11 protein-coding genes and 4 tRNA genes are annotated in these 13390 nt (G+C 57.9%); 3 read left to right on the top strand and 12 right to left on the bottom strand.

Annotated features, from left to right (window positions below):
• Positions 1–37: 37 nt before the first annotated feature.
• The 10 genes from PspCFBP13528_RS10980 to PspCFBP13528_RS10935 all read right to left on the bottom strand — a co-directional run bounded on the left by PspCFBP13528_RS10980 (position 38) and on the right by PspCFBP13528_RS10935 (position 9464).
• Entirely contained in the window at positions 38–1912 is a 1875-nt protein-coding gene (locus PspCFBP13528_RS10980) for a SurA N-terminal domain-containing protein (protein WP_137200200.1), read from the bottom strand.
• 230 nt (positions 1913–2142) lie between these two features.
• Positions 2143–2415, bottom strand: coding sequence for an HU family DNA-binding protein (locus PspCFBP13528_RS10975; RefSeq protein WP_003174819.1), 273 nt, complete (start codon positions 2413–2415; stop codon positions 2143–2145).
• 149 nt (positions 2416–2564) lie between these two features.
• Positions 2565–4961, bottom strand: a complete 2397-nt coding sequence (gene lon, locus PspCFBP13528_RS10970; RefSeq protein WP_137200199.1) for an endopeptidase La — start codon at positions 4959–4961, stop codon at positions 2565–2567.
• A gap of 191 nt (positions 4962–5152) precedes the next feature.
• Positions 5153–6436: an ATP-dependent Clp protease ATP-binding subunit ClpX gene (clpX, locus tag PspCFBP13528_RS10965; RefSeq protein WP_017136464.1), complete on the bottom strand. Its 1284-nt coding sequence runs from the start codon at positions 6434–6436 to the stop codon at positions 5153–5155.
• Between the two features lie 112 nt (positions 6437–6548).
• The gene (gene clpP, locus PspCFBP13528_RS10960) at positions 6549–7184 is read right to left on the bottom strand and encodes an ATP-dependent Clp endopeptidase proteolytic subunit ClpP (protein WP_003174822.1); all 636 of its coding nucleotides are present in this window, start codon (positions 7182–7184) and stop codon (positions 6549–6551) included.
• A 91-nt stretch (positions 7185–7275) separates the two neighbouring features.
• On the bottom strand, positions 7276–8586 hold the full coding sequence (gene tig, locus PspCFBP13528_RS10955) for a trigger factor (protein ID WP_065953048.1): 1311 nt from the start codon (positions 8584–8586) through the stop codon (positions 7276–7278).
• A gap of 399 nt (positions 8587–8985) precedes the next feature.
• Positions 8986–9061 (bottom strand) — tRNA-His (locus PspCFBP13528_RS10950).
• 77 nt (positions 9062–9138) lie between these two features.
• Positions 9139–9223 (bottom strand) — tRNA-Leu (locus PspCFBP13528_RS10945).
• A gap of 56 nt (positions 9224–9279) precedes the next feature.
• A tRNA-His gene (locus PspCFBP13528_RS10940) sits at positions 9280–9355 on the bottom strand.
• A 32-nt stretch (positions 9356–9387) separates the two neighbouring features.
• A tRNA-Arg gene (locus PspCFBP13528_RS10935) sits at positions 9388–9464 on the bottom strand.
• 274 nt (positions 9465–9738) lie between these two features.
• On the opposite strand from PspCFBP13528_RS10935, the gene folD reads away from it, so the two are divergent.
• Entirely contained in the window at positions 9739–10593 is an 855-nt protein-coding gene (folD, locus tag PspCFBP13528_RS10930) for a bifunctional methylenetetrahydrofolate dehydrogenase/methenyltetrahydrofolate cyclohydrolase FolD (RefSeq protein ID WP_124358987.1), read from the top strand.
• A gap of 207 nt (positions 10594–10800) precedes the next feature.
• Positions 10801–11724: a D-alanyl-D-alanine endopeptidase gene (gene pbpG / locus PspCFBP13528_RS10925; protein ID WP_065953046.1), complete on the top strand. Its 924-nt coding sequence runs from the start codon at positions 10801–10803 to the stop codon at positions 11722–11724.
• Between the two features lie 115 nt (positions 11725–11839).
• Here the strand turns inward: pbpG and PspCFBP13528_RS10920 are convergent, their stop codons facing one another.
• Positions 11840–12502 carry a peptidase C39 family protein gene (locus PspCFBP13528_RS10920; RefSeq protein WP_137200198.1) on the bottom strand — a complete coding sequence of 221 codons (663 nt, stop codon included), beginning with the start codon at positions 12500–12502 and terminating at the stop codon, positions 11840–11842.
• 211 nt (positions 12503–12713) lie between these two features.
• Here PspCFBP13528_RS10920 and PspCFBP13528_RS27585 point away from each other — a divergent pair, with 211 nt between their 5' ends.
• Positions 12714–12875 carry a hypothetical protein gene (locus PspCFBP13528_RS27585; RefSeq protein WP_178084427.1) on the top strand — a complete coding sequence of 54 codons (162 nt, stop codon included), beginning with the start codon at positions 12714–12716 and terminating at the stop codon, positions 12873–12875.
• On the opposite strand, the gene PspCFBP13528_RS10915 is transcribed toward PspCFBP13528_RS27585, so the two are convergent.
• Entirely contained in the window at positions 12872–13282 is a 411-nt protein-coding gene (locus PspCFBP13528_RS10915; RefSeq protein WP_101220057.1) for a hypothetical protein, read from the bottom strand. The two genes, PspCFBP13528_RS27585 and PspCFBP13528_RS10915, sit on opposite strands and share 4 nt — an antisense overlap.
• Positions 13283–13390: the final 108 nt, after the last annotated feature.

The raw sequence follows: 13390 nt of genomic DNA, 5'->3' as shown, positions 1-13390 counted from the left end.
GCCTTTTCAGGACGGGGTCTTTTTTGTCAAGCCAACATCAGAACTTCTTGATGTCTGCCTGGGTTTCCAGCTGCTTGCGGTACGCCGCGAAGTCCTGCTGGCCGATACGGGAAGCGAGGAAGCGGCGGTATTGCGCTTTTTCTTCGTCCGTAGGGGCTGCCGCTTCGTTGACACCGTTCAAGCGCACGATCACCAGGCTGCCGTCGCGCAGAGTGACGGTGGTGAAGGTCGGCTTGTCCTTGGCCGCTGGCTTGGGCATGCGGAACAGCGCTTGCAGCACAGCAGGGTCGACGCCTTCCTGGCCACGGGTCGCCGCTTCAGTCACCTTCCAGGCCTGGCCGTCAATCGGCTGGTCCAGCGCAGTCTTGCCATCACGCAGGCTGGCGATCAACTCGTCGGCATGGGTTTTGGCGGCAGCGCTCGCACGCTCCTTGGTCATCTGCGTGCGGATCGCCGCCTCAACCTTTTCCAGCGGCAGCTGGGCAGGCTTGAGGTGCTCTTTGGCGCGCAGCACGATGATGGTTTCCGGGTCCAGCTCGATGGCGCTGCTGTTGGCACCCTCATCCAGCACTTCCGGACTGAACGCAGCGGTGACCACGGCACGGTTGGCCGCGACGCCTTCGCCACCTTCACGGCCGAACGGCGCCGACGTGTGTACGGTCAATTTCAGATCGGACGCCGGCTGGGCCAGGTCGGAAGCCTCGAATGCCGCATCTTCCAACTGCTTGGTCGCTTCGACAAAGCGCTGTTCAACCTGCTGGGTCTTGAGCTCGCGGGTCAGCTTGTCTTTCAGGCTGGCGAACGTCGGCACTTCTGGCGCTTCAACGCCCAGCAGCTTGATCAAGTGCCAACCGAAGGCGCTGCGCACCGGCGCGGACACCTGGTCTTGCTTGAGGCCGTACAGCGCCGTCTCGAAGTCCGGATCGTAGACACCGGGACCGGCAAAGCCGAGATCGCCGCCATTGTTGGCCGAACCCGGGTCCTGAGAGAACTCTTTGGCCAGGGCGTCAAACTGTTCGCCCTTGGCCAGGCGCGCCTGGATGTCTTCGATCTTGGCCTTGGCTTGCGCCTCGGTGACCTTGTCGTTGACCTCGATCAGAATGTGCGCGGCACGACGCTGTTCAGCGAGGTTGGCGGTTTCTTTCTCATAGGCGGCCTGCAGCTCATCGTCCTTGACGGTGACCTGGTCGAAGAAGGACGACTTCTTCAGCTCCAGGTAGTCGATGACGACCTGATCCGGGGTCATGAACTCCTTGGCATGCTGGTCGTAGTACGCCTTGACTTCGTCGTCGGTGAGTTTCACCGCTGCCGGGTCAGCCTTGATGTTGACGGTGGCAAAATCGCGCGTCTGTTTTTCCAAACGGGCGAATGCCAGCACCTCGGTATCGGTCACGAAACCACTGCCGGCGATGCCTGCGCGAACCTGACCGATCAGCATTTCCTGGGTCATCATCTGACGGAATTGCAGGCGGCTATAGCCCAGTTGACGAATCACCTGGTCAAAGCGCTCGGCGTTGAACTGGCCATCCACCTGGAACTCCGGCGTCTGCAGGATCACCTGGTCCAAAGCCGCTTCCGAGAAGCCGAACTTGGAATCCGCAGCGCCTTGCAGCAGCAGCTTGCGATCGATCAGGCCCTTGAGGGCCGCGTCGCGCAGCAGTTTCTCGTCCAACAGGGAAGCATCGAAATCCTTGCCCAGTTGTTGCATCAGCTGGCGCCGTTGCATATCAACGGCCTGGCTCAGTTCGGTCTGGGTGATTTCCTCACCGTTGACCTTGGCCACGTCCTGCTTGTTATTACCCGAAGCCTGGAAAATAGCCTCGATACCGGTGAACGCCATCAATGCGACGATGATCCCGATAATGGTCTTGGCAATCCAGCCTTGTGAATTGTCCCTGATATTTTGCAGCATGCGTCCCCCAGAAACGGTTGAACATCAAAATAGGCAACCGTGGAGCGTGGGTAGAATCCGGATAGAAGAAAGGCGCATCCGAGGATGCGCCTTCTCGTAACTGGCGGAGCGGACGGGAGTTTTAACGCTGACCCCCGGCGTGGCGACCCGATGGATACTCGGGCCGGCTACCGCTCCGCTGCCAGGCCAGACCTGCGTCCGACCCGGGTAAGCAAAGGCTTGATCGAAGCTTAGTTAACGGCTTCTTTCAGGGCTTTACCGGCTTTGAAACCTGGTTTCTTGGCAGCAGCGATTTGCAGTGCTTTGCCGGTCTGTGGGTTACGGCCAGTGCGAGCTGGGCGGTCAGTCACAGAGAAAGTACCGAAGCCTACCAGTACCACGGAGTCGCCGGCCTTCAGAGCGCCAGTGACGGATTCGATTACTGCGTCCAGCGCACGGCCGGCAGCAGCTTTCGGGATATCAGCGGATGCAGCGATAGCATCAATCAGTTCCGACTTGTTCACTCTAAGTCCCCTTATATATCTATGAGTATGATTCTAAGTTTTTTGGTAAAAAGCAAAAACCAGTGCTGGATGGCCAACAGACACTTAAGAGCCGCTTTATAACAAGGGCTCTAAAAAGCTGTCAAGGAAGCCCCCCAGGCTCCAGCACTTTAATGCGTGCTAATTCTTTCCTTGGAATCCGACTCGCGTTTTTCGTCCTTCGCGACAATCTCCGGAGCCACATCCGGCAAGGGCTCCGGCGCGTATTGCAGCGCAATTTGCAGGACTTCGTCAATCCATTTAACCGGTTTGATCTGAAGATCCTGTTTAATATTGTCTGGAATTTCCTTCAGGTCGCGGACATTCTCTTCGGGAATGATCACGGTCTTGATTCCACCCCGGTGCGCGGCGAGCAATTTCTCTTTCAGACCGCCGATGGCCAATACCTGGCCGCGCAGGGTAATTTCACCGGTCATTGCCACATCGGCACGCACCGGAATGCCCGTCAATGCCGACACCAGGGCCGTGCACATGCCTACACCCGCGCTGGGGCCATCCTTCGGGGTCGCCCCTTCCGGCATGTGGATATGGGTGTCGTGCTTCTGGTGGAAGTCCAGGGGGATACCCAGGCTCTTGGCACGGCTGCGCACCACGGTCTGCGCGGCGGTGATCGATTCGACCATCACATCGCCGAGGGAGCCGGTCTTGATCAACTGGCCCTTGCCCGGGATCACGGCAGCTTCGATCGTCAGCAACTCGCCGCCCACCTGAGTCCACGCCAGGCCCGTCACCTGCCCTACCTGATCCTGCTGCTCGGCCAGGCCGTAGCGGAATTTACGCACACCGAGGAAATGTTCCAGCGCATCGGCCGTCACCTTCACCGAGAAGCGTTTTTCCAGTGCATGTTCCTTGACTGCTTTGCGGCAAACCTTCGCGATCTGGCGCTCAAGGCCCCGTACACCGGCCTCGCGGGTGTAATAGCGCACGATGTCTCGGATCGCTTCGACGTCAAACTCGATCTCGCCTTTCTTCAGGCCGTTGGCCGACGTCTGCTTGGGCGCCAGGTATTTGATCGCGATGTTGATCTTCTCGTCTTCGGTGTAACCCGGTAGACGAATCACCTCCATCCGGTCCAGCAACGCCGGCGGAATGTTCATGGAGTTGGAGGTGCACAGGAACATCACGTCGGAGAGGTCGTAATCGACTTCCAGATAATGGTCGTTGAAGTTGTGGTTCTGCTCGGGATCGAGCACCTCAAGCAGCGCCGACGCCGGATCGCCACGCATATCGCTGCCCATCTTGTCGATTTCATCGAGCAGGAACAGCGGGTTGCGCACGCCCACTTTGGTCATTTTTTGAATCAATCTTCCTGGCATCGAACCGATATACGTCCGGCGATGGCCGCGGATTTCCGCCTCGTCACGCACGCCACCCAGGGCCATGCGCACAAATTTGCGGTTGGTCGCGCTGGCGATGGACTCCGCCAGAGAGGTTTTACCCACCCCGGGAGGCCCGACCAGGCATAACACCGGGCCACGAATTTTCTTCACGCGCTTTTGCACGGCGAGGTATTCGAGGATGCGTTCCTTGACCTCTTCAAGGCCGTAGTGATCGGCATCGAGGATTTCTTCGGCGCGGGCCAGGTCCAGGCGGACCTTGGTCTGGGCCTTCCACGGCACTTGCACCAGCCAGTCGATGTAGGAGCGAACCACGGTGGCTTCGGCCGACATCGGCGACATTTGCTTGAGCTTGTTCAGCTCGGCCGTGGCCTTGGTCAGCGCGTCCTTCGGCAGGCCGGCGGCATCGATACGCTTTTTCAGCTCTTCGATCTCGTTGTGGCCTTCCTCGCCGTCGCCGAGTTCTTTTTGAATGGCCTTCATCTGCTCATTCAAGTAGTACTCGCGCTGGCTACGCTCCATTTGCTTCTTCACGCGGCCACGAATGCGCTTCTCGACCTGCAGCAGGTCGATTTCACCGTCCAGCAGTGCCAGCACATGCTCGACACGGGCCGACAGGTCGATGATTTCGAGGATGTCCTGTTTCTGCTCGATTTTCAGCGCCATGTGCGCAGCCATGGTGTCGACCAGGCGGCTCGGCTCATCGATGCTGTTGAGGGACGACAGGACTTCCGCCGGGACTTTCTTGCCCAGCTGCACATACTGTTCGAACTGCGAAAGCAGGCTGCGCACGAAGACTTCGGATTCACGCTCAGGGGCTTCGACTTCGTCGATCAGCGCCACTTCGGCGCGCAGGTGGCCGTCCACCTCCATGAAACGCTCGACCGCGCCGCGCTGCTCGCCCTCCACCAGCACCTTGACGGTACCGTCGGGCAGCTTGAGCAATTGCAGGACAGTGGCAACGGTGCCGACGCGATACAGGGCGTCTTCGCCCGGATCATCATCAGCAGGATTCTTCTGGGCCAGCAGCAGGATCTGCTTGTCGCCCGTCATCGCAGCCTCGAGGGCTTCGATAGACTTCTCGCGCCCCACGAACAGCGGGATAACCATGTGCGGATAGACGACGACATCACGCAACGGCAGGAGAGGCAATTCGATGGTTGTCTTCATGATTTCGCCTCTATGACAGTTGAAAAATAAGCTTGAAACCAAGATGGGGGTTGCATGCAAAAAAAACAAGCTCAATGCCAGCACTTAAACGCATGAATAAACGCGATTTAATCAGCCGTCCTGCAAAAATACCCCAAAAAAACAAGGGGCCCCAAAAAGGCCCCTTGCTTGTACCGCCACTGCAAAGACGCTTACGCGTCAGGTGCAGCCTTGGCAGCCGGCTCACTGTTTTCATAGATATACAGTGGCTTGGACTTGCCTTCGATAACGCTTTCGTCGATCACCACTTTACTCACCTCGGACTGCGAGGGGATTTCGTACATGGTGTCGAGCAACACGCCTTCGAGGATCGAGCGCAGACCACGTGCACCGGTCTTGCGCTCCAGTGCGCGCTTGGCCACTGATTTGAGCGCATCGGTACGGAACTCGAGGTCCACACCTTCCATCTCGAACAGCTTGGCGTACTGCTTGGTCAGGGCGTTTTTCGGCTCGGTGAGGATCTGAATCAACGCAGCCTCATCCAGCTCGTCCAGCGTCGCCAGGACCGGCAAACGACCGACGAATTCCGGGATCAGACCGAACTTGACCAAATCGTCAGGTTCGACTTCACGCAGGGACTCGCCCACCTTCTTGCCTTCTTCCTTGCTGCGCACTTCAGCGCCGAAACCGATACCGCCACGGGTGGAACGCTGCTGGATGACCTTTTCAAGCCCGGAGAACGCACCGCCACAGATAAACAGGATGTTGCGCGTATCGACCTGCAGGAATTCCTGCTGCGGGTGCTTGCGGCCACCTTGGGGCGGTACCGAAGCGACCGTGCCTTCGATCAGCTTCAACAGGGCCTGCTGTACGCCTTCACCGGAAACATCCCGAGTGATCGACGGATTGTCCGACTTGCGCGAAATCTTGTCGATCTCGTCGATGTAGACAATACCCATCTGGGCCTTCTCTACGTCGTAGTCGCACTTCTGCAGCAGTTTCTGAATGATGTTCTCGACATCTTCGCCCACATAACCCGCCTCAGTGAGGGTGGTGGCGTCGGCGATGGTGAACGGAACGTTCAGCAGGCGAGCGAGGGTTTCCGCAAGCAGGGTCTTACCCGAGCCTGTTGGGCCGATCAGCAGGATATTACTCTTGCCGAGTTCGACTTCGTCGCCTTTCTTGTCACGCTGGTTCAAGCGCTTGTAGTGGTTGTACACCGCTACGGCCAGAACCTTCTTTGCACGCTCCTGACCAATGACGTACTGGTCAAGGATGCCGCTGATTTCTTTAGGCGATGGGAGTTTGTGCGCACTGCTCTCGGCCTGGGCTTCCTGCACCTCCTCGCGGATGATGTCATTGCACAGGTCGACGCATTCGTCGCAGATAAACACCGAGGGGCCGGCAATCAATTTGCGCACTTCATGCTGGCTTTTGCCACAGAAGGAGCAATAAAGCAGCTTGCCGTTGTCCTCGCCGTTGCGGGTGTCAGTCATTCGTTCGATCCAAATCCGATAGGCTTGCAACACAAGATGAAGGCTTATGCGGGCTTTTTCAAGCCCGCCAGTGGTCGGACATGCCGACCAGCCCTATTTTGAGCGGCTTATATTAAGCGGGGCGCTTTTCGATCACGGCGTCGATCAACCCGTATTCACGGGCCGCTTCAGCACTCATGAAATTATCACGGTTGGTATCACGCTCGATTTCTTCAAGTGTGTGCCCGCTGTGCTTGGCCATCAGTGTGTTGAGGCGCTCACGAATGAAGAGGATTTCCTTGGCATGGATTTCGATGTCCGATGCCTGGCCCTGGAACCCGCCCAGTGGCTGGTGAATCATCACACGTGAGTTCGGCAGGCAGTAACGCTTGCCCTCGGCACCGGCGGTCAGCAGGAAGGCACCCATGCTGCAGGCCTGGCCAATGCAGGTAGTCGATACGTTTGGCTTGATGAACTGCATGGTGTCGTAGATCGACATCCCCGCCGTCACCGAACCGCCCGGCGAGTTGATGTAGAGATGGATGTCCTTGTCCGGGTTTTCCGCTTCAAGGAACAGCAGCTGCGCACAGATCAGGTTAGCCATGTAGTCCTCTACCGGGCCGACCAGAAAGATCACTCGCTCCTTGAGCAGGCGCGAGTAGATGTCGTAGGCGCGTTCGCCACGAGCGGACTGCTCGACAACCATCGGGACCAGGCCGCCTGCGGCCTGGATATCAGAGTTCTGCTGAATATAGGAATTACGGAACATGCTCTGCAGTTACTCCCAAATAGTCATGTCTTGAAAACGCATAAGCCAGCGCGAGGCTGGCTTATGGTTGAATTTCCAACGAGTTGGACAATCAGTCGGCTTGTGCTGCTTCTGCCGGTTTGACTGCTTCTTCGTAAGAGACCGCTTTATCGGTCACCTTAGCCTTCTGCAGAACAGTATCCACAACTTGTTCTTCCAGCACAACCGAACGTACTTCGTTCAGTTGCTGGTCGTTCTTGTAGTACCAAGCCACGACCTGCTCAGGTTCCTGGTAGGCCGACGCCATTTCCTGGATCATTTCGCGAACACGGTCTTCGTCCGGCTTGAGGTCGAACTGCTTGACCACTTCAGCCACGATCAGGCCCAGCACGACACGGCGCTTGGCTTGCTCTTCGAACAGCTCGGCCGGCAGTTGGTCAGGCTTGATGTTGCCACCAAACTGCTGAACAGCTTGTACGCGCAGGCGATCCACTTCATTGGACAGCAGGGCCTTGGGCACTTCGATCGGGTTGGCGGCCAGCAGACCGTCCATGACCTGGTTCTTGACCTTGGACTTGATGGCCTGGCGCAGCTCGCGCTCCATGTTCTTGCGCACTTCGGTGCGGAAACCTTCGATGCCGGTTTCCTTGATGCCGAATTGAGCGAAGAACTCTTCGTTCAGCTCTGGCAGCTTAGGCTCGGAAACGCTGTTGACGGTCACGGTGAACTCGGCGGCTTTGCCGGCCAGGTCCAGGTTCTGGTAGTCAGCAGGGAATTCCAGGTTCAGAACGCGTTCTTCACCGGCCTTGGCGCCAACCAGGCCGTCTTCGAAGCCCGGGATCATGCGGTTGGAACCCAGCACCAGCTGAGTACCCTTGGCGGAGCCACCAGCGAATACTTCGCCGTCAACCTTGCCAACGAAATCGATGTTCAGCTGGTCTTCGTTCTGGGCGGCACGGTCGGCCACTTCGAAACGAGTGTTCTGCTTGCGCAGGATTTCCAGCATGTTGTCCAGGTCCGAATCAGCGACGTCGGCGCTCAGGCGCTCGATTTCGATGCCTTCAAAACCGGCCACTTCAAACTCGGGGAACACTTCGAAAGTAGCAACGTATTCCAGGTCCTTGCCAGCTTCCAGGGACTTGGGTTCGATCGAAGGCGAGCCAGCCGGGTTCAGCTTCTGCTCGACAACGGCTTCGTAGAAGGAAGCCTGGATCACGTCACCTACAGCTTCCTGGCGCGCATCGGCACCAAAACGACGCTTGATTTCGCTCATCGGCACCTTGCCTGGACGGAAACCAGCGATCTTGGCCTTCTGGGCAGTCTGCTGCAGACGCTTGTTGACCGCAGTCTCAATACGCTCTGCCGGCACGGTGATGCTCAGGCGGCGCTCGAGAGCAGTAGTATTTTCAACAGAAACTTGCATGGATATTCCTCGTTGCACAGACATTAGCCGGCCATTTCCGACCCCAATCAAGGGCATGCATTCTAGTGGGTCAAACTCAAGAAGTCACCCTACTCAAAATACACCTGAAAACAGCCGGCAATTTATCGGTACGAAGGCACTGAAGTACCTCGCCCCGGTGACAAATACAGCCAATTGCGCCAGGGCTCTGCGCCGCCCTTCTATATATAGAACGAGCAACCACTCATCTCCCTGACGGCCCGCCCCGCGAACGGCGCGAGCAGGCAACACGGCATCATCGAGACACACAAACACGACGAAACGCGCTGCCGATGGGGCCCACTACCTGCGACCGCCGAAATATCGAACCGCCAAAACCAAAAAAGGCGCCAGACTGTTAAATCTGGCGCCTTTCGAATATGGGGTGGACGAAGGGGATCGAACCCTCGACAACGGGAGTCACAATCCCGTGCTCTACCAACTGAGCTACGCCCACCATATTGCGTTAACAAAGAAACCAAACTACTTCTTTGTTGAACCCTGCCCAGCCTGACAGCCGAGCAACGTTTTATTTGGTGCGGATGAAGAGACTCGAACTCTTACGCCTCGCGGCGCTGGAACCTAAATCCAGTGTGTCTACCAATTCCACCACATCCGCGCTTGAAGCTCTTAAAGCAAAGGCGCCAGACGGTTAATCTGGCGCCTTTCAAAATATGGGGTGGACGAAGGGGATCGAACCCTCGACAACGGGAGTCACAATCCCGTGCTCTACCAACTGAGCTACGCCCACCATATAGCGCTACTTGTGCCAAAGCTGCCTAATGGCGCACCCGGCAGGACTCGAACCTGCGACCATCCGCTTAGAAGGCGGATGCTCTATCCAGCTGAGCTACGGGCGCCTGATTAATCTGTACTCTTGGAGGATTACAAACTAAGTGTTTCCAGCCTTGCAGTACAACAATTCTGCTCGACCTTCTAACCAGTGCTAGGCTGTGCCCGACAAGTGCGACGAATAGTATAGAGCAGCCTGAAACCCGTCAAATCTTTTTTGAAAAAAACTGATTTTATTTAAGGGGTTAGGCCAATTTGCAGACCAAGCGCCTTTGCCCTCGCGCCTTGGCGTGCGAGAATGCGCGCACTTTTCTTCCCCCTCTCGATGGTTAATCACGCGTAATGACTGCACAACTTATCGACGGCAAATCAATCGCCGCCAGCCTGCGCCAGCAGATCGCCAAACGCGTCACCGAGCGTCGCCAGCAAGGCCTGCGCACGCCTGGCCTCGCGGTGATCCTGGTCGGCAGCGATCCTGCCTCTCAGGTTTACGTCTCGCACAAGCGTAAAGACTGTGAAGAGGTGGGCTTTATCTCCAAAGCCTACGACTTGCCTTCGGACACCACTCAACAGGCCCTGACCGACCTGATTGACAGCCTCAACGATGACCCGGACATGGACGGCATCCTGCTCCAGTTGCCGCTGCCCGAGCACCTGGACGCCTCCCAACTGCTGGAACGCATCCGCCCGGACAAAGACGTCGATGGTTTCCACCCTTATAACGTTGGCCGACTGGCCCAGCGTATCCCGCTGCTGCGCCCGTGCACGCCCAAAGGGATCATGACGTTGCTGGAAAGCACCGGGGTCGATCTGTACGGTCTCGATGCAGTCGTGGTGGGCGCGTCGAATATCGTCGGTCGCCCGATGGCCATGGAACTGTTGCTGGCCGGCTGCACCGTGACCGTCACCCACCGCTTCACCAAGGACCTGGCCGGCCACGTTGGCCGCGCCGACCTGGTCGTGGTCGCCGCCGGCAAGCCGGGCCTGGTCAAAGGTGAATGGATCAAGGAAGGCGCCATCGTCATTGACGTGGGCATCAACCGCCAGGACGACGGCAAGCTGGTGGGTGATGTGGTTTACGACACCGCCCTGCCCCGCGCCGGCTGGATCACGCCGGTTCCAGGCGGTGTAGGCCCGATGACCCGGGCGTGCCTGCTGGAGAACACGCTGTATGCGGCGGAAACGTTGCACAGCTAATAACCAGGCGTACTGAAAAAGCCCTGCCTTATCGCAGGGCTTTTTATTGCCCGAAAAAAAACTGTTTTTTCTTAGTTTTTAAGCACTTTCGTCTGGTTCTGGAAGAACATTCGACAGCTTCTGATCCATACTCCTAAAATGTAACGTCATTTTTCATAAAACCCGTTTCCAAACGGTATTTCCTTACTTTTTAGCGAGTTCATCCGCGTGAAAATTCGTCTTTCTCTTGTCAGCCTGTTTTTCGCTTTCACAGGCACGTTCGCCCACGCCGCCGAATCCACCCTGGCCCCGCGTGACGCCTCCAAACTGCAAATTGCCTCCGGCAGCGCCATGCTGGTGGATTTGCAGACCAACAAAGTTATCTATGCCAGCAACCCCGACGTGGTAGTACCCATCGCGTCCGTGAGCAAGCTGATGACCGGCCTGATCGTGCTGGAAGCCAAGCAGAACATGGATGAATACATCGACATCAACATCACCGACACGCCGGAGATGAAAGGGGTGTTCTCGCGCGTGAAGATCGGCAGCCAGATGCCGCGCAAGGAGATGCTGCTGATCGCACTGATGTCCTCGGAAAACCGCGCCGCCGCGAGCCTGGCCCACCATTATCCGGGCGGCTACGCGGCGTTTATTGCGGCAATGAACGCCAAGGCCAAGGCGCTGGGCATGACCAGCACCCATTACGTGGAGCCTACAGGCCTGTCGATCCATAACGTGTCGACCGCCCGCGACCTGAGCAAGTTGCTGGCCTATGCGCGCAAGTTCCCGATGTTGAGCCAGTTGAGCACCACCAAGGAAAAGACCGTGGCATTCCGCAAGCCCAACTACACCCTGGGTTTCTCCAACACCGATCACCTGATCAATCGTGCCAACTGGGACATCAAGCTGACCAAGACCGGCTTTACCAACCAGGCCGGGCATTGCCTGGTGCTGGTCACGAGCATGGGTAACCGCCCGGTGTCGCTGGTGATCCTGGATGCCTTCGGCAAGTTCACCCATTTTGCCGATGCGAGCCGTATTCGCAGCTGGGTCGAGACCGGCAAGGGCGGCGCGGTGCCGGATGTGGCGTTGCGCTACAAGGCTGACAAGAACCTGAAGAACCGCGCGGGAGTGGCAGAAGTACGTCGCTGACTCACTCACAACGCAAATTAAATGTGGGAGGGGGCTTGCTCCCGATAGCGGTGGGTCAGTTACAGATACTTCTACTGACACACCCTCATCGGGGGCAAGCCCCCTCCCACATTTGTTACTTGCGTTCCGCCAGGACTTTGAGCGCCTGGGCCGCCGCCCCTTCCTGCCCGGCCTGAGCCGTGGCATTCGCCGCCTCTCGCCAACGCTGCGCGTCCACATTCGCCGGCAACTGGCTCGGACGCTGGGTCAGGATCGCCCAATGACCCGCGCTCTTCCACGCCGACTCAAAGTCACTGAAACCCATCATCAATCGCCGTTCCATGCCGGAACGCAAGAGCACCGTGCTTTTCTGCTGATTGAACCCCACCACCACGACGTAACGCGGGCCGGACCAGAAACTGGAGTTGATGCGCGCCATCACCGGATAACCGGCCGCCACCTGCGCCAGCACCGCGGTCAGCCTTTCATCCAGCGGATACACCATCAACCCGTACTCACGCGCCAGCTTTTGCATGTTGCGTTCAAGGTCCGCCTCGGCGCCCGGCAGGTGCAGTGGCTTATCGAGCAGCCCCGGTGTCATGACAATGCCTTGTTGCGACAGCATGCTGGCCAGTGCCGCAGGAGCGCTCTGATAAGCCTCGCTGCGAAAGGTGGGGACGCCATTGAGTTCAACCCGCTCCGGCAGGCCGGGAAGTTTCGACGGCGGGCTGGAACAGGCCATCAGCCCCAGGGCACAGGCCAGCAGGATGGATGTTCTGAGGTTCGACCGTAAGCGCAATGTTTGACTCTCTTGATCAACTGCCGGTGAGGGTCCCGATCATAGGACGCTCTTGGGCAAGGGTATAGCCTCAAGTGTCGATAAAGCGCTCGCCATAGAGCAAACACGTTGGACGGACACGACCATTGGTCAATAGCAGGCAACCGCCAGGTGGCTAGACTGTCCATTGAGAAGACTGTGTGTACCCCGGACGGGGTGAAGGGAGGCCTGAATGAGCCTTGCAACGACGATTTTCCTGTTGATCTGCGGTTGGCTGGCGGTGGCCGGCGCCATGCTGTGGGGGGTCATGCGCGTGACTCGCCGGCATCATCCCCCCCATGTCAAACCCCCTGCGCCCGCCGAGCCGCGCAAGGCGACGGCGCACCATGCCTAGCCCGGCATGCAATTGAAGTCCTGGGTGGCGGCGACTTCCTTGCCGTGCCCATCCTTGAGCGCTGCGCGCACAGTAGTCCCCAGGCTCGACTCCTCCAGGGTGTAATGCTCACCCGCCTTGAAATGTTTGTACTCGACCCGGCCCTGGCAGTCCTGCTGGTTATCGTCGCCGGGCTCTTCCTCGAACAACGTCACGTCCAGGCGATGGTCCCCGGGGCTCACTTCAAAGTAGCGCCCGTCATCCACGCGCTTGCCGTCGAGGCGCTCGGCCAACAGGTCATTCGGTGCTTCTTCTTTCAAGCCGATCCAGGCCTGGCTCGGGTCGGCCTTGGGTATCGGGCCGGCACACGCCGACAACAATACAACAGCCGCAAAAGTGGGAATCAACAACAGTGTTTTCGGTGACATGGCAGGGCTCCAAAGCGCATCAGTAAAAAGCGTGTCCGATGGCTGACAAGCTTGAAGAGCCGCCGTTTGTAGAACAAATGAATACAAATGAAACGATCTTCAGCCGTT

Origin of the sequence: Pseudomonas sp. CFBP13528 (assembly GCF_005233615.1) — a bacterium.
Classification (GTDB): domain Bacteria; phylum Pseudomonadota; class Gammaproteobacteria; order Pseudomonadales; family Pseudomonadaceae; genus Aquipseudomonas; species Aquipseudomonas fluorescens_AM.
Note: the sequence above shows the minus strand (reverse complement) of the source record. Positions and strands in the feature narration are given on the sequence as shown.